At 39.5% G+C, this 24,894-nt stretch carries 26 protein-coding genes; 1 reads left to right on the forward strand and 25 read right to left on the reverse strand.

Annotated elements, in window-relative coordinates; all coding sequences use genetic code 4:
- Positions 1-7: 7 nt before the first annotated feature.
- The 20 genes from F539_RS03345 to eno form a co-directional block, all read right to left on the reverse strand.
- The gene (locus F539_RS03345; protein WP_014325621.1) at positions 8-1,384 is read right to left on the reverse strand and encodes a DUF31 family protein; all 1,377 of its coding nucleotides are present in this window, start codon (positions 1,382-1,384) and stop codon (positions 8-10) included.
- A gap of 57 nt (positions 1,385-1,441) precedes the next feature.
- Complete coding sequence (locus tag F539_RS03350) at positions 1,442-3,037, reverse strand: DUF31 family protein (RefSeq protein ID WP_014325622.1); 1,596 nt, start codon at positions 3,035-3,037, stop codon at positions 1,442-1,444.
- A 212-nt stretch (positions 3,038-3,249) separates the two neighbouring features.
- Complete coding sequence (locus F539_RS03355; protein ID WP_014325623.1) at positions 3,250-3,723, reverse strand: DUF31 family putative serine protease; 474 nt, start codon at positions 3,721-3,723, stop codon at positions 3,250-3,252.
- A gap of 140 nt (positions 3,724-3,863) precedes the next feature.
- Positions 3,864-4,517 carry a DUF31 family putative serine protease gene (locus tag F539_RS03360; RefSeq protein ID WP_014325624.1) on the reverse strand — a complete coding sequence of 218 codons (654 nt, stop codon included), beginning with the start codon at positions 4,515-4,517 and terminating at the stop codon, positions 3,864-3,866.
- 156 nt (positions 4,518-4,673) lie between these two features.
- Entirely contained in the window at positions 4,674-5,735 is a 1,062-nt protein-coding gene (locus F539_RS03365; RefSeq protein WP_010874948.1) for a DUF31 family putative serine protease, read from the reverse strand.
- Positions 5,736-6,257: 522 nt separating this feature from the next.
- Positions 6,258-7,823, reverse strand: a complete 1,566-nt coding sequence (locus F539_RS03370) for a DUF31 family protein (protein ID WP_014325625.1) — start codon at positions 7,821-7,823, stop codon at positions 6,258-6,260.
- A gap of 100 nt (positions 7,824-7,923) precedes the next feature.
- Complete coding sequence (locus tag F539_RS03375; protein WP_010874950.1) at positions 7,924-8,292, reverse strand: hypothetical protein; 369 nt, start codon at positions 8,290-8,292, stop codon at positions 7,924-7,926.
- 225 nt (positions 8,293-8,517) lie between these two features.
- Complete coding sequence (locus F539_RS03380; RefSeq protein WP_010874951.1) at positions 8,518-8,886, reverse strand: MPN594 family protein; 369 nt, start codon at positions 8,884-8,886, stop codon at positions 8,518-8,520.
- Entirely contained in the window at positions 8,804-9,262 is a 459-nt protein-coding gene (gene rpiB, locus F539_RS03385) for a ribose 5-phosphate isomerase B (protein WP_010874952.1), read from the reverse strand. The genes F539_RS03380 and rpiB overlap by 83 nt, the downstream gene beginning before the upstream one ends.
- A complete protein-coding gene (locus F539_RS03390) occupies positions 9,262-10,971 on the reverse strand; it encodes a septation ring formation regulator EzrA (protein WP_014325626.1) in 1,710 nt (569 codons plus the stop codon). Before F539_RS03390 ends, rpiB begins: the two co-directional genes overlap by 1 nt.
- Positions 10,971-11,372: a F0F1 ATP synthase subunit epsilon gene (locus tag F539_RS03395; RefSeq protein WP_010874954.1), complete on the reverse strand. Its 402-nt coding sequence runs from the start codon at positions 11,370-11,372 to the stop codon at positions 10,971-10,973. The genes F539_RS03390 and F539_RS03395 overlap by 1 nt, the downstream gene beginning before the upstream one ends.
- Positions 11,373-11,374: 2 nt before the next feature.
- Positions 11,375-12,802, reverse strand: coding sequence for a F0F1 ATP synthase subunit beta (gene atpD, locus F539_RS03400; RefSeq protein ID WP_010874955.1), 1,428 nt, complete (start codon positions 12,800-12,802; stop codon positions 11,375-11,377).
- A complete protein-coding gene (atpG, locus tag F539_RS03405; RefSeq protein WP_010874956.1) occupies positions 12,802-13,641 on the reverse strand; it encodes an ATP synthase F1 subunit gamma in 840 nt (279 codons plus the stop codon). The genes atpD and atpG overlap by 1 nt, the downstream gene beginning before the upstream one ends.
- Positions 13,641-15,197 (reverse strand): F0F1 ATP synthase subunit alpha, encoded by a 1,557-nt coding sequence (atpA, locus tag F539_RS03410; RefSeq protein WP_014325628.1) that lies wholly within the window; start codon positions 15,195-15,197, stop codon positions 13,641-13,643. The genes atpG and atpA overlap by 1 nt, the downstream gene beginning before the upstream one ends.
- Before the next feature lie 2 nt (positions 15,198-15,199).
- Positions 15,200-15,736: an ATP synthase F1 subunit delta gene (gene atpH, locus F539_RS03415; protein WP_014325629.1), complete on the reverse strand. Its 537-nt coding sequence runs from the start codon at positions 15,734-15,736 to the stop codon at positions 15,200-15,202.
- Complete coding sequence (gene atpF / locus F539_RS03420) at positions 15,729-16,352, reverse strand: F0F1 ATP synthase subunit B (protein ID WP_010874959.1); 624 nt, start codon at positions 16,350-16,352, stop codon at positions 15,729-15,731. Before atpF ends, atpH begins: the two co-directional genes overlap by 8 nt.
- Positions 16,353-16,354: 2 nt before the next feature.
- Complete coding sequence (locus F539_RS03425) at positions 16,355-16,672, reverse strand: F0F1 ATP synthase subunit C (protein ID WP_010874960.1); 318 nt, start codon at positions 16,670-16,672, stop codon at positions 16,355-16,357.
- Positions 16,673-16,674: 2 nt separating this feature from the next.
- Positions 16,675-17,556: a F0F1 ATP synthase subunit A gene (locus F539_RS03430; protein ID WP_010874961.1), complete on the reverse strand. Its 882-nt coding sequence runs from the start codon at positions 17,554-17,556 to the stop codon at positions 16,675-16,677.
- Positions 17,522-17,995, reverse strand: a complete 474-nt coding sequence (locus F539_RS03435; protein WP_010874962.1) for an MG406 family protein — start codon at positions 17,993-17,995, stop codon at positions 17,522-17,524. Before F539_RS03435 ends, F539_RS03430 begins: the two co-directional genes overlap by 35 nt.
- A gap of 5 nt (positions 17,996-18,000) precedes the next feature.
- Complete coding sequence (gene eno / locus F539_RS03440; RefSeq protein ID WP_010874963.1) at positions 18,001-19,371, reverse strand: phosphopyruvate hydratase; 1,371 nt, start codon at positions 19,369-19,371, stop codon at positions 18,001-18,003.
- 54 nt (positions 19,372-19,425) lie between these two features.
- On the opposite strand from eno, the gene msrA reads away from it, so the two are divergent.
- A complete protein-coding gene (gene msrA, locus F539_RS03445) occupies positions 19,426-19,899 on the forward strand; it encodes a peptide-methionine (S)-S-oxide reductase MsrA (protein ID WP_010874964.1) in 474 nt (157 codons plus the stop codon).
- On the opposite strand, the gene phoU is transcribed toward msrA, so the two are convergent.
- From phoU to F539_RS04585, 5 genes are all read right to left on the reverse strand, one after another.
- Positions 19,896-20,573, reverse strand: a complete 678-nt coding sequence (gene phoU / locus F539_RS03450; protein WP_010874965.1) for a phosphate signaling complex protein PhoU — start codon at positions 20,571-20,573, stop codon at positions 19,896-19,898. The two genes, msrA and phoU, sit on opposite strands and share 4 nt — an antisense overlap.
- Before the next feature lie 2 nt (positions 20,574-20,575).
- Entirely contained in the window at positions 20,576-21,565 is a 990-nt protein-coding gene (gene pstB, locus F539_RS03455) for a phosphate ABC transporter ATP-binding protein PstB (RefSeq protein WP_010874966.1), read from the reverse strand.
- Positions 21,550-23,505, reverse strand: a complete 1,956-nt coding sequence (gene pstA, locus F539_RS03460) for a phosphate ABC transporter permease PstA (protein WP_010874967.1) — start codon at positions 23,503-23,505, stop codon at positions 21,550-21,552. Before pstA ends, pstB begins: the two co-directional genes overlap by 16 nt.
- Positions 23,505-24,623, reverse strand: a complete 1,119-nt coding sequence (locus F539_RS03465; RefSeq protein WP_225971123.1) for a substrate-binding domain-containing protein — start codon at positions 24,621-24,623, stop codon at positions 23,505-23,507. The genes pstA and F539_RS03465 overlap by 1 nt, the downstream gene beginning before the upstream one ends.
- Before the next feature lie 127 nt (positions 24,624-24,750).
- Positions 24,751-24,882 (reverse strand): hypothetical protein, encoded by a 132-nt coding sequence (locus F539_RS04585; protein WP_017532706.1) that lies wholly within the window; start codon positions 24,880-24,882, stop codon positions 24,751-24,753.
- Positions 24,883-24,894 lie beyond the last annotated feature (12 nt).

The following is a 24,894-nucleotide window of genomic DNA, read 5'->3' on the forward strand; positions in this document are numbered from 1 at the left end:
GTATTTATTAGTTATTGGAGTTTTCCACAAAACGGAACTCAGCGCTCCTACTTTTAACAATTTGTTTGTACAAGTGGGTGTTATTTTTCTTTGCAAACTGGGCGTAATATTTTCTCGTGTTTGGATTGCCAAAGATGAGATCATACACCACACTAACTGCCTCTTCATTAAGACCACTACGCGTTCGTCAACGTAATAACTGTGCTAGACCTCACTCATTTGGCCCAGAACTACTGGCACCAAAATAAATACCGGCAATCTGCTTTTTATCGTTTAAAACTAAAGATCCAGAAGCGCCACCACCCAAATCACTACGATTAATCCCTATGCCTTTGCCATAGATTTGGTAATCTTTACCCAAAAATTTGCGATTAAAGGCAAAGTTCTTGGTGTGATCATAGTTTCAAGCTCAAGAACTACCATTAAAGTCATCACCCTTATTTCTAGATAAAGTAGGTTTAGATGGGACTCTTAAAGAAACGATGGGGTCTTCATTGGGCACTTGTGCCTTTTGACCCAAAATCTCCTTTTCTTCACCTGTTTGACTTACAAATAAAGATTGACCCCTTTCTCTTAAAAAAGGATAACCCAACAAGTAATAACGGTTATGTTTAGGTTGATCTAGGGTTTGATTAGCAAAGATATTTAAGCTATCACCTAATTGTTTATAGGCTCTAATGGCAGGTTGGATAAAGTGATTAAAAATTTTGCGATCAGTAGAACTGTCAGGAAACAAAAGGATTTCTAAGACTGCAAAATCAGCATAGGGATGAACATCAGTATCCTTAGTTTGACTGTTCTTCATCCACTGCTGCTCCTTTTGTTCTTTACCTTTTTGTTCTTGGGGCAAGGTGTAATCCACAAAATCGTGCGCAGTGAAAGCCGTTTTGGGAATTGTGCTTGTCTGCGCTGATACAAAGGCTTGTGCACCATTAGGTAATCCTATTTCGTTTGGTGACACAAAGTCTTTCACGTTAGTATATTTGCCCAGTCTAAAATCCACCGTTCAACCCAATTCTGCATCAGGTTGACTGTAAGGTAAATAGTCTGCCTCATTCTTTAACCCTGCAGCTACATGAACATTAGTCGCTAAATAAACCCGGAATGGTTGGTATTGATTCCCCTCCTTTCAGTCAATCAACCAACCAGTACCATAAAAGGCAACGAAGTTTACTTCATTCTTCTTTTTAGTCTGAATTCTGTTGGTAAAACCTAAAGAGAAGGTCAAGTCATAGTTAATCCGGTGTAATTCAGCACTACTAGGAATATTGTTAATGTAAAACTCACCAGATTTATCAGATAGTGAAATTGTTGCACAAGCGTTGAGCACAGTTAATGTAGCTATGCTAGCTAGAAAACTAAACCGCTTTAAGGCAATTACCATGGTTGCTAATTCTAATAAAGAGTTAATCTGGCACTTTTGGGATTAAATGCCAGCTGATTAATTGCCTAAATTATTAGTTGTCTCTTGTGCTTCCACAAAGCGGAATTGTTCGTCTTTGCTTTCTTTAATCTTCTGATACAAATGAGTTTGATGATCTTTAGCAAACTTAGCGTAATAATTCTTGGTGTTCTTATCGCCAAAGATCAAGTCATAGCTACCCTTAGAAATACTTGAACCTTTATCGTTCTGTGGAGTACGTAAGATTTGGCTCATCCCAATGTCATTGCGTGCAAGACTACCAGATTGGTAAATTTCCAACACCCCAAAGTAAATGCTGTTCAATTTATTGTCTTTACCAATTAAAGGACTACCCGAAGAGCCACCCGGAAAATTAGTGTCATTCAACATTAAGCCATAGCCGTATTGTTGGAACCGCTTTTCGTGGTACTTCAAGGTAAAGTTGCTAAAGGAAGCAAAGTTCACCACACCTTTGTCTTGGATCACTACCCCATTAAGCCAGGACTCGTTTTGTTGGTTGGCAAAGAGTTGACTACCAGTGCTTTCATTGTAAGCACGGTAATTGTTAGTTAGGACGGGAATCCTGTCTAACTTATTAATATAGCTTTGATCTTTTGTAAATCACTGGCTCTTTTGGTTATGATCCGAATTGTTGTGATCAAAGCTCTTTTGTTGCGCTAATAAAAGGTTAGCGGTATTGTTTCCTTTATTAATCACTGGATAACCTAACAAGTAGTAGTTTTGTTCGATGAACTGGTTGAGTGGTTTGGCACTAAACAGTTCCAAAGTATCACCTAAAGCCTTGTAAGCCTTAATTGCTGGTTTGACAAAGTCATGAAGAATTTGCTGATCGCGTTGATTTTTAAGGTTTAGGTTAACTTCAATCACGGCAAAGTCAGCATAGTTGCCAGGAAGACTTGTTGTGATGTTGTTATAACTGTAACTATTCATATCAACAAAGTCAGTAGCAGTGTAAGCCGTTTTGGGAATATTGGAGGCCTGAATCGAAACCAAGGCTTTATCAGTTTGATTGGCTGATTGATTTTCTTCTTTAGAAATGTACTGCTTTAACTGCTCACCTTCTAAGTATTTACCCAAAGAAAAGAATTCAGTTTTAGTATTCTCAGTAAAATCTTGCTTGTTCTGATCTTTTTTGTAGGGTTCGTAATCCTGATCATTCCTTAAAGCATCAGCTACGTGTAAGTTAGTGGCTAAATAAACGGTGAATTGATCATCCTTTAGAAGGGAGTTATCAATGTTGCTTGTAATGCTAGGGACAAAACTGCCATCAATACCTAATGCCTTTTCATCACCCTTCCAGTCAAATAACCAGCCGGTGCCATAGATATCGTTAGACTTATTGGTAAAGTTCAACGAAAAAGTTAGATCATAGTTATGCTTAAAAACATCACTTTCACTAGGTACCTTATTGGTTTGGAAGTGAAAGCCACGGTTAACAGGCACTACCTCTGCGGTTGGTTTAGGTACATCAGTTGTAGGTGTGGTAGGTGTAATGGGACCACTTTCTTCAATGTTATTGGGTTCAAAGTTTGGCTGGGTTGCAGCACAGGCACTAAGAATAGTGCTGGTACCCAGCAGTGTTAAGAAACCCAATAACTTGAATTGCAGTCTCATAGACTAACTATTTTAATACAGATAGCCAAGGAGCTAAACCATTATAGCCCGGTTTATCTAGTAAATAAAGAGGCACTTAAACCATCAATGATTAATTGAATCAAGGATCTTTTTCGATATAACGGAACTGTTCATCAGTACTATTTTGAATTTCACTATACAGGTGGGTTTTATTTCGTTTAGCAAACAAAGCATAATAGTCTCTATTATTACTATCACCAAAGTATAAGGTCGTAACTGTATTTAACTAAACTTACCCCATTAACATCTTTAGGAACAGGCAATAGCTGGGCATAGCCAACACTATCTGATTCAGTAGCAGCTGAATAAATACTGCTAATCTTTTTGTCTTGGTTAAACACTAAACTGCCACTCGATCCACCTAGTAAATCAGTATCAGTTAGAGCTAAGCCATAGCCGTGGTTTTTATATTCATATCCATGATAATCAGTGATAGCACTTTTAAAAGTACCAAAATCAACAATTCCTTGATTTAAGGAATATTCATTAAGGAAGCCGTTACTGTAATATGTGTGCACTTTACTACCAGCAACTGGTTGACCTTGCCTTAAGTTTTTGGTAAGTGTTGGCATAGAACCATAAAAGTCATCATGGTTAAAACGTTGTTCTGTTTTGGTTCACTCAAACAACTTAGCATCATCAGTCCATAAAGTTGGATAACCCAAAAGGTAATGGGTATCGTTTTGGTATTGGGTTAATGGTTAACTGGCGAATATACCAGTACTGTCACCCAATGCTATATAAGCTTTCATCGCCGGATCAATAAAGTGATCTTTAATCTGCTTATCTTGCTTATTACTTAAATCTAGATTGATTCCAATACAGCAAAGTCAGCGGCAGGTAATCTATATTCCCCCAAATCATTAATAAAAAGTGTTGCCGTGTAAGCAGTTTTTGGCAATTTTGAAGTTTCAATCCGCACTAAGCTAGGTTCATGCATAGCATCAGGAACTATTTGCTTTATTTCATTACCATCAACGAACTTACCTAAAGTGAAAGATTCAGTTGGATCGTCAAAGTAATCAAATTGATTGAAAAACTCATAATCATTCACATTTCTTAAATTATCAGCTACATGTAAGTTAGTAGCTATGTAAGCAGTGAATTTATTGGGCTGATTATTATCCTTTCAATCAATGAGCCAACCAGTACCGTAAGTAGCTGTATATGGATCTTGAAACTGGAGCGTAAAACTTAGATCATAAAAGGGACGAAAGGGATCATCCTTTTTTGGAATGAAGTTAGTATTGAACTTTAAGTCAGAGGTGTATTCACCTAAAGCAGGGTCTGGTTTTAATGCTTGCTTGTCTTCTGGTTGAACTGCACTAACACTTTTGTTGTTTACAGGCACAGCCGGTGCACAAGCAGTAAAAACTCCTTGAACTAGTAAAAGTGTTAAAAAGACAAAACCTTTTAACCTATATCTAAGAAAAAGCGGGGTTGCTTTAGTAATAGGCAAATTAAAAAAACTTAAACAAATACGAAAAATTAATGAAAAAGCTAACTAATGGAGCAATGCTCGATTATATAAGCTTGCTTTAGTGTGGGTTGGTTAAGTTGGTCGATTTAACACAAAGCTAATGAAAGTATGCTTAGCTTTTTACCGGTGTTTAACTTAATTGAATTGTTTGTCTACCACATAACGGTACTGTTCATCAGTACTTTTAAGGATTTCACTGTACAAGTGAGTTTGCTGTTTTTTAGCAAACATCGCATAGTAACGCTTAGTGTTGCTATCACCAAAGATGAGGTCATAGCTTTGTGAAACTACACTTATACCGTTGACATCCCTAGGAGTTCGTAATAACTGAGCATAGCCAACACTATCTGATTCAGTAGCAGCTGAATAAATACTGCTAATCTTTTTGTCTTGGTTAAACACTAAACTGCCACTCGATCCACCTGGCAAGTTAGTGTCGGTTAAGGTTAAACCGTAACCCTGTTGACGGTAATCGTAATCGTGGTAATTAATGTTAGCACCCAAAAAGGTACTAAAACGCACAATACCTTGATCCATTGAGTCCTTATCGAGTAACTCATTGCTGTATTCGATGTGTGTCTTACTACCAGCGTTTGGATCGCCCTGCCTTAGGTTTTTGGTTAGTCTAGCCATATTACTGTAAAAATAACCATAGCTAAAGCGCTCTGCCCCTTGTTTGCATTCCCACAGTTGTGTATGATCAGTAGGTACAACCGGATAGCCCAAGAGGTAATGGGTATCGTTTTGATATTCAGTTAATGGTTTGGTGGCAAACAAACCGGTACTATCACCTAATTGTTTATAAGCCTTGATCGCTGGATCGATGAAATGATCTTTAATTTGCTGATCCTGCTGGTTGTTTAAATCCAGTTCTAACTCTAATACGGCAAAGTCAGCGGCAGGGATTTTGTAATCAAAATAATCCCAGTAATATTTTTGGTCGTTAAATAAATAAGGAAAACTATAATACTCGCTTTCAATAAAACTTGTAGCTGTGTAAGCTGTTTTGGGTAGCTGTGAAGTTGCAATACTGACCATGCTAGATTCACTAAAGGCATCTAGTGCCATCTGCTTAACTTCAATCGCATCGACAAACTTACCTAAAGCAAATGATTCGGTTGGTGCCTCTAGATCAAAATAACTGGGGCGGTATTTAAAAGGATCGTAATCATTAACGTTCCTTAAGCTGTTAGCCACATGTAAATTGGTCGCTAGGTAAGCGGTAAATTTGTCTTGGGAATTATGATCTTTTCAATCAATTAGTCAGCCCGTACCAAAAGCTAAACTTGCTTGGTCTTGAAACCTAAGCGTAAAACTTAAATCATAAAAGGGACGAAAAGGATCATCCGCTTTAGGAATAAAGTTAGTGTTGAACTTTAAGCCAGGGGTATATTTACCCGAAGCTGGATCTGGTTTTAATGCTTGCTTGTCTTTTGGTTGAACTGCACTAACAACTTTGTGATTGACAGAAGTAACCGGAGCACAAGCAGTAAAAGCAGTCTGTACCAGGATAATTGTTAAAAAGGAAATACCTTTTCACCTAAACTTGGAAAAGAGTGGAGTTATTTTCAGTTAGGACAAATTTCAAACAAATACTTAAAAATACACGAAATACCAATAAAACAGCGAAGCTAATTTAACAGTGCCCAATTATATAAGTTTGGCATAAATGTACTTAGGTTAAGCTGGAAAATTAACCCTAGCCCTCATTAAGTTGGCTTAGCTTTTAAATGGTGTTTGACTTGTTACAGTTTGATCGTTTTCGACAAAGCGGAACTGTTCATCGTTACTTTGAAGAATTTGATGGTACAAGTGGGTTTTGTGCTCCTTAGCAAATTGAGCATAGTATTTCTTGGTGTTGCTATCACCAAAGATTAAATCGTAGTTTTTGGACTTGTCTTTGTTTTGCGTAGCGCGGAGAATTTGCGATACACCGTAACTTTTACTTGGTAAAGCCGCAAAGTAAATACTGTTAATCTGTTTGTTTTGGTTAAATAACGGACTACCACTGGAACCACCCGGGAAGTCAGTGTCTTCTAACAATAAACCATAACCATGGTGTTGGTATTGCTTTTCGTGATAGTTAAAAACGTAATTGAAATACTTGCTAAAGTCCATTACGCCTTTAGGGTCATTTTGTGCAAAGGGTAAATAGTTAATTTGATTTTGTACCAAACGACTACCTGGAATTTCATCATCTTTCCGGATGTTACGCGTTATGCGCGAAACTTCCTTATTACTATTTTCATAGAGTGGTGAACTATAACCCTTCTGTGGTAAGTTTCAGTAAGACGTCTTTTCACGTTTAAGTAACGGATAACCCAATAGATAATGGGTATCATCAACATACTGATCTAATTGCAGGTTGGAAAAGAGACCCAAACTGTTACCTAGCTTTTCGTAAGCAGTTACCGCTGGATTTATAAAACTGTCAAAGATTTGCTGGTCACGATTGTTGGCTAAATTTAACTCTAATTCCAACACCGCAAAGTCAGCGTAACTTACGGCATTTTGGAATAAGTCCAACTCATAAACTGTGTTACCCACTATGTGATTGTATTTGTACTGAGCAGTTTTGATAAAGTCAGTGGCAGTGTAAGCAGTTTTTGGTAACTTCGATGTTTGAATTGAAACTAATGCATCACTATTCCGGTTATTGAGGTGCTTAAGATTTTGGTACTCTGGAGTTAACTTTTGCACAGTTTGGGCATCAATGTATTTACCCAAAGAAAATTCAGTGGTGATATCGCCAGGTAAAAACTCCTTCTGATTACCATCCTTGTTGTAAGGCTTGTAATCGTCTTTATTTCGTAAGCTATCAGCTACATGGAGGTTGGTAGCTAAGTAAGCAGTAAATTTGTTGTCCTGCTTAACATCCTTCCAGTCAATTAACCAACCTGTACCATAAGCTTCTTTTCAACTAGTACCAAACTTTAAGGCAAAGCTAAGATCATAGCCCGGCCGATACTTAGTATTTACTTTAGGAATAAAGTTAGTGTTGAACTTAAAACCAGGACTGTAAACACCCTTGGAGCTGTCAGGCTTAATTTGCACCTCGGCATTCTGCACAGGTGGTGTAGCAACAGCATCGGGCTCTATAACTGGTTCAGCCTCTGGTTTGGGGATAGTTTGGCTCAATGGTGGTTGAGGTTCAAAAATCACAAACTTATCACTTTCATTTTTGTGATTAGTGTTAGCTACTGTTAGCGTAGCAGAGCAAGCAGTTAGAAATGCTTGACTGGCGAACAGTGTGAGAAAACCAAAACCCTTGAGTTTAAACCCCATAGTGTGCTTTAATTTTAAAAAAGAAAGTTTGAAAGGTGAACCCTTAATTAAAGGTGAACTTAGTGCAGTACTAAAGTCGCACTTCTTCTAAAGGTCTGTTTTACTTTTTCGTTTTAGCACAATCACAGTCCATTTTGAGCTGAGTGTTACTAAAACGATTGGCAAAATAATCAGCCACAAATTTAACCATTGCTACAAAACTCAAGATAGCAAAGGCAAAGCCAATTAGTAAAAACACTGCTCCTAAGAAGTACAAGAAACCGGTGGATACTGGAGCATAGTTAAAGCAAACATAAGCAAAAATAAAACTAAGAAAAGTAATAAAGCTAAAAACAATCACCCAGATTAAGGTGCGCTTGGTGTTGTGCGGCGTTGTTGGCAACATGTTGCAAATTTCCGCTTTTAACTTCTTAAAAGAACACTTTTTAAACCACTGCTTTTTAGTGGTAGTGCTTTCTTTTTTGTTCATAGGTAATATTTAATGTCTTAGTTTCAATTTTAGTTGATGTTGTCAAACTTACCGCTAAAGCCTAAACACAAACTTACATAGCTTATTTAAATTTAAAGAAGGTTGTTGCTGTAGTTTTGAATAAAAATGCCAACCCGAATGATGGCCTTTTCATACTAAAAGAAGGAGCCTAAAAAAGAAGGATAATTCTGCAAACTGCAAAAGAGTTATAAGAATATCTTTAAACTAACTAGCAGAATTAGCCTTTGGTTTAAGCTTCTTAAAACTGACAAAGTAGAGAAAACTCGCTACCATACACACAAAACCAAAGGCTGCTAACACAAAGGTTAAAACAGAAAGAAAAGTTTTGACCGCAAATGGAAAATGCACAATCTCAAAGGGTTTCAAGTCAACTCCATTAGCATTGACATTAACCTGATACCCGTTAAAAAGTACTAATACACCAAGCGCTAAAGCTGCTATAAACAACAGTAAACCAACTGTTAAAAAAATAATGCTGTTGCATTTATTCCTATTTTTCCCTCTCATAAGCAATGATCTTACCGACACGTTTACTATGGCGCCCACCCTCAAACTGCGCCTGGAGAAATTCATCTACTATTTTAATGTTTTCTTCAGGAACCACAAAGCGGCTAGACAAACACAGCACATTGGCGTCATCATGTTGGCGTGCCAATGCTGCTGTTTTACTGTCTACCACTAAAGCAGCTAAGATACCCTTAGCCTTGTTAGCGGCCATACAAACACCCACACCAGTACCACAAATAAGGATGCCTAAACTATTAGGATTAGCTTGCATTGTTTGCGCTAACAAAAAGGCATAGTCCGGGTAGTCATCAAGTGGATCTAGCTCTGTAGGACCTAAATCAATCACTTGCAACTTTTGTTGTTCTAAGTGTTTTATCACTAAGCTTTTGAGCTCTAAACCAGTGTGGTCAGAAGCAATGTAAATTGGATGGTTCATTTGCATTAGTTTAAATCAAGGTGGTGTTGTTTAGCAGATGATTTAATTTTACCCAACAAACTAATTAAACCACTCAAAGTTTCCGAATAATTCTGCTGTTGGTAAAACTGGGTCAACGTTTCCAAGCTTTCGTTAATTTGGGGGCTTTCTTGGCGGTACTTATTGGCAAAGATAAAGGTATGTTTACACATTGATCTCAGGTTCATTAAACCTACTACATCAACAATCACATGGGTTAGTTGGTTTTGGAAGAACCTCACCTTTTCGTTTAAATAGCTAAAAGCACCCTCATAGTCATTTTTCGCTTGGGTAAAAATATCATCAAACTGGTGCTTAGCTTGACTAATAATCTTTAAAGTCTTTTCGGAAATAATTAACTCTTCATTCGCAATTAAGTTTTCAATTTGGAAAAACTTAAAACGAAAGTCATCTAAGGTATAGACAAAAAAGCGGTAATCATCAAACTTATTAGCTGACAGCGCAAACAGCTCGTTTAACAGATTTTTCAATCCATCCAATAACTTCATCGCTTCACTCATTAAGCGAAACAACTTCTCATAATCAATGAATTCGGTCAGCGCATTTTCCTGGTTGAGTAGTTGGGTTTTTTGTGCAATTAACAGCGAGTGTTCGTTAATCTGGTTAATGATGTTAACGGTATCCAAGTTGTTTTGAAACATTAACTCAATTTCCTTCATTAAAGTCTGTAACAAGGCGTTTTGTTGTTGGTAGTGGTTAATTGACTTTAAGAAGCTATCCACATTAGATACCACTAAGCTAATCGCTTTTTCTTTAACACTAACAGCATTAGATAACACATCAATCTGTTCCTTAGCTTGGTTAATGCGATGTTCACACAACGCTAAGTTAATGTTGCCCAACGCTTGGCTACATTCCGCCAAAGTAGCACCAATATTAGTAATTAATTCCTGAAACTTAGCTACCTCTTGGGAGTTAATTGCTTTGTTTTTCATCGAGCGCAATTGCGTTACCTTTTGACTCAAAATTTGGAAGTGGTAGTTCAAATAGCCTACTTTGACATCAAAGAAGTATTGTCTTGATGCGGTAATAATGGTTTGTGCTAAGTTATTGTGGAGTTTATTCAACGCTTGGTTTTGCTGTTTCACATCCTTATTTTTGATGTGTAGTTCCACATCCTTAAACAATAAGGAAATGCGGTTAATAATGTTGAGGTAAAACAAGGAATCGTACTTATGCACCAAAAAGTCATTAATAAAACTAACTAGTAAACAAAAGGCTTGTCGGTAGAATACTAGGGTATCATAACTACTGTCAAAGTACGCAATTGCGTTTTTAGTCAGCTTAACATAACGCTGTTGCTTGTCATGTAATCCTTGTAAGTTTTTGCGCAACAACTTAATATTACGGTTAAACCAAAAGCAGTTGTAAAGCGCTTTTGGTTCACTAAAAACTAACAGCTGTTCTAAAGCGGAATTGATTTCGCTGTTAAAGCTCTCTTGAAAACTTTTGAGCAATTTCACTGGTTGTTCCAGCGCTTTCTTTTCACTGCGCAACAGTTGAAACGGCACAATTACCGAGTTGAAATTACTGAGTTTTAACTTGTTGTACAGCGCCTTGGTCTGTTCCAAGTACTGCTGGTTTTTATGCACAATAATGAAAATCGTTAAATACCACAAGTAAAACAGAAAAGCTAAGACAGCTAACGATCCCAATAAAGCAGCAATGACAACCATTAGCGTTGCTTATTGGAAAGCTTTAACAGTTCAAACATTAAGTTTTGTTCAATCTTAATGTTGAGCTTTAAGTCCTTCGAGTGGTTCATTTGCCGCTCTAACTCGGCCTTACGCTTCAAAGTCGCTTCCAGATCTATTTCATCCTCAAAGACAAAGTTCTCGGTAAAGATCTTGGCCTCAGTTTTCTTAATGAGCACTAACCCCGCTCCTATGATGGCATTGCGCCGCGTGTTATTGGCAAACAGAATTTTGCAAAAGTGCGATTGTACGGCCGCAATTAAGGGCGCACGGTTATAGTTCAAACCCAAATAACCATTAGTGGTTTTGACTTGCGCACTAATAATGGCTTGATCGAGTTTAATACCACTGGGACTTAAGACTAAAAAGCGCAATGGTTGCATAGTTATTTCTCCTCAACAGTAGCTTTTTTAAGCCGCTTCGCTTTCTCCACTGCTTCCTGAATGGTACCAACAAAGAAGAAGGCCTGTTCGGGGAGATCATCATGCTTACCGTCCAAGATTTCCTTAAACGATTGGATCGTGTCACTTAAAGGGACATACTTCCCAGCAATCCCCGAGAACTTTTCCGCTACAAAGAACGGTTGGGAGAGGAAGTTGCGGATCCGGCGTGCCCGTTCCACAATGATCTTGTCCTCATCCGCTAACTCATCAATTCCCAAGATGGCAATAATGTCTTGTAGTTCCGCAAAGCGCTGTAAGATGTTTTGCACCCCTAACGCTACCTTATAGTGGTTAATCCCGACAATATTAGGATCCAATAAGCGACTGGTAGACTCTAAGGGATTGATCGCTGGAAAAATTCCCAACGCTGCTATGTTCCGGTCTAACACCGTTTTAGCATCCAGGTGGGTAAAGGTGGTAGCCGGAGCGGGGTCAGTCAAGTCATCAGCTGGCACATAGATCGCTTGCACCGAGGTAATCGAACCGGTTTTAGTGGAAGCAATCCGCTCTTGTAATTGCCCCATTTCAGTCGCCAACGTTGGTTGGTAACCCACGGCTGATGGCATCCGACCTAACAGTGCTGATACCTCACTACCAGCTTGGGTAAAACGGAAGATGTTGTCAATGAAGAGCAAGACATCCTGGTTGTCATGGTCACGGAAGTATTCGGCCATAGTAAGCGCCGTTAAAGCGACCCGCATCCGTGCTCCTGGGGGTTCGTTCATCTGACCAAACACTAAAGCAGTTTTGTCAATCACCCCACCCTGGATCATTTCATAGTAGAGATCATTACCTTCCCGGGTGCGTTCCCCCACACCAGCAAACACACTTAAACCAGAGTGTTCCTTAGCAATGTTGTGGATTAACTCTTGCACTAAAACCGTTTTACCAACACCAGCACCACCAAATAAACCAATCTTACCACCACGGGCATAGGGAGTGAGCAAGTCAATCACCTTAATCCCTGTTTCAAAGATTTCTAGCGTATTGGACTGGTCATCAAACGAAGGTGGTTTGCGGTGAATCGGGAGTTGTGGTTTTTTGGGTAACTCCTCCTTCCCGTCAATGGGTTTACCCAAAACATTAAACATCCGGCCCAAGACGTTTTTGCCAACTGGGACTTCAATCGGGTGGTTATAGTTAGTCACCTTTTCGTTGCGTGCTAACCCTTCAGTTGGACCCAAAGCAATGCAGCGCACAATGTCATCGCCTATTAGCTGCGCGGCTTCCAAAAACAGTTCTTCCCCAGCTAACTTAACACTCAAACAATCGTAAATGCGGGGTAACTGACTACTTTCCGTAAAGATGACATCAACTACCGGGCCAATCACTTGGTGGACCTTACCGTATGTAATGTTTTCCTTTTTCATTAACTAATACCTCCTATGATTTCAATAATTTCTTGGGTAATAGAGTTTTGTCTTAACTTATTAAATTGAATACTGTACTTTTCATACAGATCCTTGGCATTCTTAGCAGCGGCATCCATGGCGTTTTGTCTTGATGCTGACTCACACAACTTTGTCTCTACCAACCCACCGTATAACGCAATGTCAAAGAACTGGGGACTAATGAGCTTAATAATTGTCTCCTCATCGGGTTCAAAGTCGAGCTTTTGTTCCATTTTGACCGGGTTGAAGGCCTTAAACATCGCTACATCAAAGGGAAAAACCTGGAAGCTGTTGGCGTGTTGAATTAAGGGGTTTTTAAACTGGGTGTAAATGATGCAAATACGGTCTAATTGGTGTAAATCAAACTGCTCCATAATTTGGTCGGACACCTGTTGACAGTAATCAAAGCTCAAGTCACGATCTTGGATGTCAACATAACCAACGGTGGGGTTATCGGTGTCACCTTTATTTCAAAAAGACTGGTTTTTGCGCCCCAAAAAGAAGATTTTGTCACCGGGTTGGAACTTCGTTTGCAACAACTTGTTCATGTTAGTGTTGTGCTGTCCACAAAGACCCAACGATGAACTCATCATCACCCACAGGGTTTTGGGATTTTCCAGGGGCTTGGGCATCTTCTTTAAGCTGAGAACTACTTGCCCAACGGCCTTATAAAACTCATTGAAGAAGTAGTTAACTTCCTTAAACTGTTTTTTAAAGCGGACAAACTTAGCACGGGACACCATTTTCATTGCGTTAGTAATCTTAATGGTGGACTGCACCGTGGTCATTTTGCGCTTAATTTCCTGGATAAAGGCCATTATTCCAACTCCTCCATCGTTCCGTATTTAGTGATGTCGTAATCTGGTAAAGCACTAACAAAGCGTTTTACTAGTGCCTTAAAAGCAGTGTTAGTTTGTGCTTCCAACGCTTCACTAAAGCTCTTTTGGGTCGCTATTTCCTTGTAAATCGGGTGTTCCTTGTCAAATTCCTCCATAATGCGTTGCTTAAATTTAGCAATGTAATCCAGTGGAATAAACTTAATGAAGGACTTGGCAATCGCAAACAAGAATAACGCTTCATGGGTTTGTGAGTAAGGTTTACCGTTGGGTTGTTTAATCATCTCCATTACCCGCTTACCGCGTTCCAAGATTTGCTTGGTATTTTCGTCCAAGTCACTACCAAACTGACTAAAGCTGTCTAATTCACTGTACTGCGCTAGCTCTAACTTTAAGCTCCCGGTTTGTTGTTTAATTGCTTTAATTTGCGCTGCACTACCAACCCGCGACACCGATAACCCCACGTGGATGGCAGGGCGTTGACCGGAGTTAAACAGGTTTGACACCATGAACAGTTGACCATCGGTAATCGAAATGACGTTGGTCGGAATGTAAGCGGAAATGTCCCCAGCTTGCGTTTCAATAATAGGTAAAGCGGTAATCGAGCCACCACCATGCTCCTCGTTTAAACGGCAAGCACGTTCCAGTAAACGCGAGTGCAAGTAGAACACATCCCCAGGAAAGGCTTCCCGTCCTGGTGGTCGGCGTAACAGTAAGGATAAGGTACGGTAAGCAATCGCGTGCTTGGACAAATCATCAAACACAATTAGAACATCCTTACCCTGTTTGAGCCAGTACTCAGCAATGGTAATGCCAGTAAAGGGCGTGAGGTAGATCATCGAAGCGGGATTACTGGCTGTAGCACACACCACCGTGGTGTACTTCATCGAATCAGTTACCTCTAACTGGTGGACAATTTGCGCTACCGAGGAATTCTTTTGTCCCATCGCTACATAGACACAGTACACGTCCTTACCACGTTGGTTAATAATGGTGTCAATTGCAATTGAGGTCTTACCAGTTTGGCGGTCCCCCACAATTAACTCCCGTTGTCCCTTACCAATCGGAAACAACGCATCAATCGTCAAGATTCCAGTTTCCAGTGGTTGGTTAACGGTTTTGCGGGTCATTACCCCAGGGGCAATCTTCTCCACTTGGTCAAACTCTTCAGCCTTAATCGGACCACGACCATCCACCGGTTCTCCCAGGGCATTGACAATCCGGCCCAACATTACATCACCCACGGGAGTTTGCATCACGTTGTGGGTCCGTTTAGCCGTACTACCTTCACGGATTTTAGAGTAATCACCAAACAACGCCACCCCAACCGTGTTTTGCTCTAGGTTAAGCGCAATCCCCTGCACGTTGTTTTCAAACTCAATTAACTCGTTTAAGAGTGCGTTTTCCAAACCACTGACCTTAGCAATGCCATCAGCGACACTAATAACCTTGCCAATTTCACTGTTAAAGATCTGTTTGGAATACTTCTTAATCTCATTTTTAATGAGTGCTACATATTCATTTAATTTGTCTGCCATAATTAATTCCCTTTAAACTGTTCCATTAAACGTGATAGTTGATCACGGATATTCTTTTCAAATAACTGGGCGCTCGATTCAATTCGGATACCCGAAATCAAGCTCTTGTCAATTTCGGTTTTGTAAACAATCTTGGAATTGAGCTTCTTTTCCATTGCCGCTACGATTCGCTTGAGTTGGGGCGCACTCAGTTCAAAAGCGGTAATGATCCTAATGAACTGGACGTGTTTTTCATTCTCAACACAATCAAAGAAGTACTTTAAGGCTTGCTCGACTAGGTTAAAGTAGCCCTTGAGCACAATCGTTTTTAAAAAGTCAACAAAGAGGTCACAAAAGTGGTTTTTAAACAGCTTATCTATTAGCTTAAGCTTTTCCTTTTTGGTTAAAGTATAAGTATTGAGTAGAGCAGCTAGTGATCCATCTTTAAAGTTACGCGCTAGTTTTAAAAAGTCATGGCTCTGGTCATAGACCTTCTTAACCTTCTTTTCCTCTTCACTAAGTTGGAAGAGTGCCATTCCAAAAGCCTGCGCGTTAATCATGGTCGTCCTCTGCTTCTAGTTCGCGGATAAACTCTTCAATAAAGGCCTTGTCGGCTTTGACATCCACCTTTTTGATAATCAATTCCTTAGCAGCTAACATGGCTAGCTCGACACTTTCCTTTAAGGATTGTTCTTGGATCAAGCGCTTTTCCTTTTCAATTTCCTGACGCGCTTGGAAGATCATTAAGTTAGCTTGCCGGTTAGCCTTCTTTTCGATTTCACTTTTAAGTTGCAACGCCTCATAGTTGGCCTGGTCTACAATTTCCTTAGCAACTACCAGTGAGTTTTCATGGCGTTGGTTGGCTTGTTGGAGTAATGCTTGAGCTTGTTGTTCTAAGCTGTTGGCCTGGTTGACTTGCTCTTCCAAAAGCGCTTTGCGTTGGTTTAAGAACTTTTGTGTGGGTTTTCAAAAGAGGAACAACAACAAGAACAACAGGATCACAAAGGCCAACAAGTGGGCTAAAAAGACCCAGAGGTTCGGAAAAAGTTCGTTGATGACTGATTCACTTTTAATTTCCTTAACGTTTTCGGTACAGGAAACTAAAAACAAGGCAAACAGGGCAAAACTAAGCGCAACTAAGGTCGTTTTAAATACAAAAGTTGCTCGTAGTTTCATGATTAAGCGCCCGATACAAAGATAAGAATGAAGGCTATTAACAAGGAATAGATGGAACTCGATTCACTAATAGCAGAGCCAATAAAGATTAATTTAAAGACCTGCTTTTCCACTTCGGGGTTCCGCGCTACGGCTTCAACCGCTTTCCCAAAGATGTAACCTTGACCAAGACCCACGGTCGCACCACCGACCATGGTAATCCCAGCCCCAATGTAAGCCCCTAAACGTTCGGTACTTTTATTGGCAACATTGGTATTAGCTGTTGTTGTTTCGTGTAAGATGCGGCCAACTGTGGCGAGAATTTCATTAACGTGTTCCATATCTAATTAATTATTTCTTTTGCTACCTCCAAATTTTGCAAACGCTGCGCTGCTTCTTGACTTTCTTCCAAGCCAATGTTACGCATTTTTGCCCAATAATTATAAGTCAACATCACAAAGACATATCCCTGCAGTGTACCCACTACTACATCAAAATATACATGTAGGGCTGGGGTGAGAATTCCTGCAAAAATGGCACCTAAACTAAGCGCTAGTGGCTTATTGCTTAAAGTCGAAAAAGCAAAGAACCAGAAGTTATAAAAGAGCGCTAAAATCAAGGTTCCCCCAAGGATATTGCCCCACAAACGAAGCGAAATCGAGAACAGTGGCGCAAACTCACCCAAGAAGCTCAACGGATTGGGAATTAAAGTGGAGTACTTCTTGCCCTTAATCGTAATGTTGAAGGTAAAGCTTTTAAAGAAGGATCACCGTTGGTACCTAATCCCCATAATGACAATTCCCAAAAAGGTGGCTAGCCCTAAAGAAAAGGTAAAGGTCAGTGATGAAGTTGGTGGGGAAATGCCACCTAATAATCCAATCAAGTTACTGGAAACCAGGTACAACAGCAACATTAAAAAGTAAGGGGTAAACTTCTTGTTTTCCTCACCAATTAAATCCGCTGTAGTATCTTGGGCTCAAACAAAGAGCATTTGCATTAATAACACAAAGCTCGAATGGTTGCGTAACGGATCCGCTTTTCTTAACTTGATTCAGTAAACCAAGAATAAGGTGAGCAACACAATAAAGACCACAAAGATGCCAAAAACTTGATCAGTGGGTAGCAATGGTTTTCATCCCGCAACTGGGGAAATGTCAAAGATACCTTCGTGTGGTACGAGGTTAACTCCATTAGGTTCTTTTAAAACTATCGCCCGTGGTGACATGCTTCTTATTGAGCTTGGAAATCAGGTTTTTGCAATGATATTCCAAAGGTAGCCATGCAAATGATATCACTATTTTTAGCAATGGGAAAAATAACGTTGAAATTATTGTGGCAATCACATGAAAATATTGCGGTCTTATAAAAAAGGCGAGCAATACGGGAATCAGGTACAGCAAATACCGTGCCACAAAAAAGGAACCAAAGAAAACCGTAACTCGTTGTTTTGATAAATGCTTAAACTTTTCAAAAAAGTCCCCTAGTTTTAATAAACCAACCACGCTTAACGCTACAAACGGAAAGGGTAGTAACCAACCGTATAAAACTTTTAAGTGTTGGGTAGTTAAAGCTCAAACTAAAATACCCACTAAAACCACTAACCAAAGCACCAAGATAATGAGGGCAATTGCTTTAGTGAGTTTTTTATTGGTCCAGTTGTACAAGGCCGTTAAGCTTTTTGCGGTTTAATGTTTTTAAAGGTGTTTCAACCTAAGTACTTAGCATTATTGCCCAATTCCAGTTCAATTTGCAATAAGCGATTGTATTTGGCAATTCGTTCGGAGCGGGACATCGAACCAGTTTTAATTTGACCAGTGCAAGCCGCTACTGCTAGATCAGCAATTGTCGTGTCTTCGGTTTCCCCACTACGGTGGGAAATTACCTGACTCCAGTTAGCGTCCTTGGCAATGTTAATCGCTTTAATTGTTTCTGTAAGGGTACCAATTTGGTTGAGTTTAATTAAGATCGAGTTGGTAGCTTTGTGAGCAACACCTTTTTCAGCAATTGCTGGATTGGTGCAGTACAGATCATCACCAACTATTTGAATGTGTTGACCCAGTGTTTTAGTTAATGTTTCCATACCTTCCCAGTCGTGTTCGCTAAGACCATCTTCTATGGAAATAATAGGGTACTGCTCAGTAAGCTTCTTGAGGTAAGCGATCATTTGGGCAGTAGTTAAACTCCATTCCTTCTCGTCAAGAATTTTGGCCTTAATTCCTTTTTTGAAGACATAGCGCTTGGTGGTGTCATCGTAAAACTCACTCGCTGCTACATCCAGTGCAATCGCAATGTCACTACCTGGTTGGTACCCAGCTGCCTTAATTGCTTCGACCATTAAATCAAGCGCTTCTTCCGCTAACTTTAAGTTAGGCGCAAAACCACCTTCATCACCCTTATTGGTGTTTAAACCCCGTTGCTTTAACAGCTTTTGTAAAGCATGGAAGGTTTCACTCGCCATCTTCAATGCTTGGTGCATCGAGTTAGCACCCAATGGCATAATCATGAACTCCTGGAAGTCAATGTTATTGTCAGCATGTGCTCCACCGTTAATGACGTTTAGCATTGGTACGGTGAGGATAAACTCGGTTTTATTTAGACCCATGACCTGGTTAGCAAGGTACTTAAACAAGGAAGTCTTTTGGGCGCTAGCAGCTGCTTTAGCCACAGCTAGAGAAACTGCCAAAATGGCATTAGCACCTAACTTAGCCTTATTGGGGGTACCATCCAGTTGGATCATTAAAGCATCAATGGCTGCTTGATCAGTCGCATTTAAACCAATTAGTTTAGGGGCAATAGTTTGGTTAACGTTTTGCACAGCTTGGCTCACCCCTTTGCCAAAGTAAGCTTTGGGATCACCATCGCGTAGTTCAATCGCTTCTTTTTCCCCAGTAGAAGCCCCAGATGGAACCATCGCTTCTCCAGTATGACCACTAGCTAACTTCACAACACAAGCAACAGTGGGAAAACCCCGTGAATCAAAAACTTGGTAAGCAAAAAGATCAGCAATCTTGAAAAGATCGGTTCCAGTTTGTGCACTCATATGACGCTTCTAACTAATATTTACTTAAATTATATTGACCAATAAATTTAGGAAATGAAACAAATCTATTTTGGTGGTGGCTGTTTTTGGGGTACCCAAAAGTATTTTGATCTGATTAAGGGTGTCCAAAAGACCAGTGTGGGCTACCTCAATTCCAACATGAAAAATCCCACTTACGAACAAGTATGTAGTGGGCAGACCAACGCAGTGGAAGCAGTGTTCGTTGAATATGATGAAAACAAGGTAAGCTTAAACGAACTTATTGATGCTTTCTTTAAGGTCATTGATCCCACCATTAGAAACCGTCAGGGTAATGATATTGGTACCCAGTACCGTACCGGAGTTTATTGGGTAGATCCCCAAGACGAGCAGTTAATTACGCAAAAGTTTAGGGAACTACAGGCCAATTATCCAAAACCAATTGTGACGGAAAACCGTGCAATGGAAAACTATTTTTTAGCAGAAGAGTACCACCAGGATTACTTAAAGAAAAATCCTCATGGTTACTGTCACATTAAGTTTGACTAGTTAAAGACTTCTGGGTTTTTCACAAACAGGAATGCCTTAATGATGTTGTAGCAATAGTCATTAATCCGTTCAATGTGTTTCACCGACAGAATTAAGTCAATTAAGAAGATGCGATCACTCAGCTTCTCGTCTTTAACCTTGTCATAGTATTCAGTTAACACGACGCGGTACTGCTGTTCAAACTCTGTCAGAATTTTAGTGACATTCTCAAACTGAATAGTAAGCGGTTTTTCCTTATCTTGTAAACTGGCAAACGTTTGCTTTAAGTTGTTCAACACACTTTTGTGCAAATTAACTAACTTACTAAAGATGCTGACATCCAAGTGCTGGTAGTGCTTGACAAACTTAGTGAGGTTATTGGCATAATCACAAATGCGTTCCAAATCACGACTACACATAATGATCGTAATTGTTAAGCGTAAGTGGTTAGTTAACGGGGAGTTTTTTGAAATCGCTCAAATGGATTCGTTAATTAGTTTAAACTCCGATTTATTGGAAAAGTCTTCCATTTCGTAAATTGCTTGAATCAACTTTTCGCGCTTAGTTACATCCGCTTCACATAACAGTTTATTGAGTGTTTCATGCATCTTAATGACGTGCTGAAAGTAATCAAAAAAGAGTCCTAACAGCTTTTTTTCTGAACGCTTTAAAATTTGGTAGTTAATGCTTTCCATCGTTAATTCCTCCCACTAATGTAACGGTTAGTTTCCTTTTGCTTTGGTCTCGTAAAGATTTGCTTGGTAGTACCTTGTTCCACTACCCTTCCGTTAGCAAAGAAAATCGTTTCATCAGTGATTCTAATAGTTTGTGCCATTGAGTGAGTCACAATAATAATCGTGTATTTTTCCTTTAATTGCTGGATTAACAGCTCAATCGAGTTAGTGGCAATTGAGTCCAACGCACTAGTTGGTTCATCCATTAATAAGACATCGGGTTGTAGAGCAATGGCTCTGGCAATACACAACCGTTGTTGTTGACCACCCGAAAGGGTATTGGCATTACGGTGTAAGTTATCTTTGACCTCGTCCCATAAGGCGGTTGACTTTAAGGCCTGTTCCACAATTTCATGAATCGCTTGCTTGTTATGAATGCCATGGGCTCTCAGTCCATAGGCAATGTTTTCAAAGATGGAAAAGTTAAAAGGGGTGAGTTGCTGGAACACCATACCAACCCGTGTGCGCAAGGTTAAATCATTAATAATTCCGGAATTAATGTTTTTACCCAAAAAGAAAATCTTGCCATTTCAGCGCACATTTTCATTGAGGTCATTTAATTTATTTAAACAACGGATAAAGGTGGACTTACCACAACCGGATTTACCAATTAAAGCGGTAATCTTATTGCGCTTAATTTTGAGGTTAATGTCAAATAAGACCTGCTTGTCCTTGTTGTACCAGAAGTTAAGGTTTTCAATTTCAAAGACATTCTTCTTGTCAAAGTCTTGTTTGACAACATCGTCCTTGGTATTCTTAATTTTGATGAGGCGTTGCAACACATCAATTTCACTCTGCAAGTTAGCAATTTCCTCAGCTTTGGTAGTGGGATCTAACTTAGCAACTTTTTGCTGGTATTGCTTAATTTGTTTTTCATATAAAGCACGGTACTGCTTCACCTTTTCGCGCTTTTGGATGAAGTTGTGTCAAATTGTTTTTAGGCCTTTTTTCATAATTGCAATTTGCTTTTAATTTGTAATCACTTTTGTTTATTAAACGAAAACAGGTAAGGAATTAAGTAAGAGCTTAAAAAGATTAAGAACATCAGGAAGACAATTGATACCAAAGCGGTTTCCAGCATTACATCAACCGCCGTACTGTTAGTGGAAAATAACTGACCATAAATTCTTGTGGTTAAGGTTTGACCCGGTAGACTTAAATCAAACAAGTTGCTGGATGCTAACCCAGCGGTAATAAAGAAAGGAGCTGTTTCCGCAATAATTCTGTTAATCGTTAAAATAAGCGCAATAATTAAACCCTTCAACGCCCCTGGTAACACAATTTTCCAAATTACTTCCCTTTTACTTACACCTAAGGCATAAGCACTTACCCGCAAGTCCCAACTGACATTATTGAGTGCTTCCTGACATGTGCGAATTAAAAAGGGTAAGACCACTACACTAATAGTAAGAATACCCGCCATTAAACTAGTACCATTCGCACCACCCGCACTTAATTGCAGTGTTCGCAAAAAGAAGGATAGACCAAACAATCCGTAAATAATCGAGGGCATCGAGCTGAGCGAATCAATTACAAAACTAAAGGTATTTTTTGCAATCCGCGACTTCGTGTATTCGTTTAATCAAATGGCAATTAACAAAGCGATTGGAAAGGTAATACCAATGGCAACCAGAATAATCACCAAGGTATTGACTAAAGCTCGCCCTGTAGTATCTACACCAAACGAAAAGACAGTGGAACCACTGCGCTGAATCGCTTGACTACCATTAATAAAAACAAACAAGAGAATCCCTAACACAAAACCAAACGCTAAGACGGCACAAAAAATTTCCTGCAGGATTTTTCACGATGTGTAAACCTTATTTAAGTGGTTAGTCTGCATCCTTTCCTTGAAGAAGGTAGCGCGCTGCTCAACATTAGCAGCTGTAATCTTTTTAACCTGTTGTCTTCTAGCAGTTAAATCAGTAAAAAGAGCGCCAATGTTATTAGGAATAAACCACACTACTTGATAAATAAAGTTACTAATCTTCTTTAGGAAAGGATAGCGTTCCAGCGTTTTTGGCCGGGTCGATCAAATGGCAAAAAAGTTCAAGAAGGAAATTAAGACAAAGATAATAATGCCAAAAGTGTATAAGACCCCACTAACCTGTTCATCGCCGTTTTCCGAAAAGATAAAGGTGGAGATAACAGAACCCAAAGTTTTGAGATCTGAAGTAAAGAAACGATCATTAGCAATCACTTCCTGGTAGTTAACACTCTGCAAAATAAAGTTCACAGCCATCGTTTCGCTAATGGCACGACCAAACGCTAATACCAAGATTACTACTAGTTGGGCTTTGATTTCCTTTTTAATTACCTTATAAATCACACTGGTTTTGTTTTCACCAAGTGAAATGGCAACCGTCATTAAGCTAGATTCCACGTGCAGTAAGGCATTGGTGGTTAAGGAAATCACAATCGGAATGATCATGAAGGACAGCATCACAATCACGTTAAGCAGTGATAAGGGTGGCAAGTGCAACACGTCACGGAAGATACTGCTGAGAATTTGGGTAGCAAACAATCCAAAGATCACTGAAGGGATCCCGGACAGAATGTCAATTACTAAAAGTAGTTTTTTGCGAATCCGGGGTTTGCAACGATAAACCAAGAAAATCGAAGTGCGAACACCGATATAGCTCGCAATAATTAACGAGCCAATCGAAACCACAAAACTAACTAACAGCGGAAACCAGATGCTCGCTTTTTTAGCACCCAAGTTAAATTCCAAACCCAGTAAGGACTTGGTAAAGTCAGGACCAGTTTTAGCTGCTTCAATTAAGAGGAAAATAAAGAAGCTAATGAAGAGCAGTAAAAAACAAACAGCCACTGTTTGCGATAAGTACCGCAGCCAGTTGTCTTTTTTTAAACGGCTTTTAATTTTCTGTTTCACTAGAGTGCACCGAAGGTTTGGTTGTTCAGACTGTAATCATCAACCCAGAAGTTGGCAATGTTGCTCATTTCTGCATTACCTGTTTTAAACATCTTTTTCTTTTCGTCAGCCGTTAACTCTAACACACCAAAGTCATCGTATATTTTCTTAATTTCACTGTTGTTGCTAAATAACAATCAGTTAAAAAAGCGTTGGATACTTGGCAGTGTTTTTTGTTTTGGTAACAGGGAAACCACTGAGTTCAACGGGCGTACCCATTTGTAAGTGTTGCTAGAAACTGCTTGACTGGAGGGGGTAACTGCGTTATTATCATATTTGACTTTTAAAACCTCAAAACCTTCACTCTTAATTAGGTTCATGTTGTTATTCACAAACCCTAAACTGAGGTACACCATGCCGTATAAATTGGGTTGTCGCAAAGTTGTGACAAAGGTATTAAAGGCCTCAATGTTGGTTTCACTAGTTGGTCGCGCATTGGGGCCATAGTTGCGTTGACCTTCCAAAATTTCTTTGGAATCTTTATCTAAAGTTTTTGTCTGTGTAAGACCCGAAAACTTCAAGAAGGCTTCAGCGGTACCAGAAGCAAAAGCGCCCCCAGTACGGGGGAAGCCTATCAAATTATGATTACTGTTTTTAGTGGTTTGTCCGTTTTCGACAAACTTATTAATGTCAACGCTTTTGCTACCAGCGAACAGATCGTAAAGATCGTTGAGGTTGTCTTTAGTGAGAACTAGTTTGCCCTTAAACTCTGATGGTGCTTTATAAATAACAGCAATGGCATCTTTGCCAAGTGTAATTGTTTTGAGCTTTTTGTCCATCCACAACTGCTTGTTTTCCTCAGCATAGCTCTTGGTGTTTTTCGAGACATTACCAATGTCAGCTAGTCCCTTGGTGATTGCTTTCACCCCAGCACTAGAGCCACCCGCTTGGACACTAATTTCTACAAGGTTATCCTTGTCATTGTGGTTCAAGACATAGTGCGAACTGAGTTTGCTTAACAACGGTTGTACCGAAGAAGAACCAACAGCACTAATTAAATTAATATTGGCACAACCGCTAAAAATAACAGCGGTTAGTGATAGTAATGCTAGTCTAGAAAGTCTTGCAACTCTTAGCACTTTTCTAATTGTGTGCGTTAATTTTAGAAAAACTGGCATTTTCGGTACTTTTTAACCAACTTTTAATTAAGCAAGTTGCATTTCTTAGTTGTGCTTTAAGTAGTTAAAAACAACGATTTTCTGGCGTTTATTCTTTGCCAATTGTTTCCTTTGCTAATTTCTTTTTACGAGAGGCTGCTTTTCTTTTAATCATTCAACCAATGGCCGTGGCACCTAAAGCTAACACTCCAGCAATCGCTGATAAAGATCAGGTCAACATCTGGTTAGTTTT

The organism is Mycoplasmoides pneumoniae FH (assembly GCF_001272835.1).
Taxonomy (GTDB): domain Bacteria; phylum Bacillota_I; class Bacilli_A; order Mycoplasmatales; family Mycoplasmoidaceae; genus Mycoplasmoides; species Mycoplasmoides pneumoniae.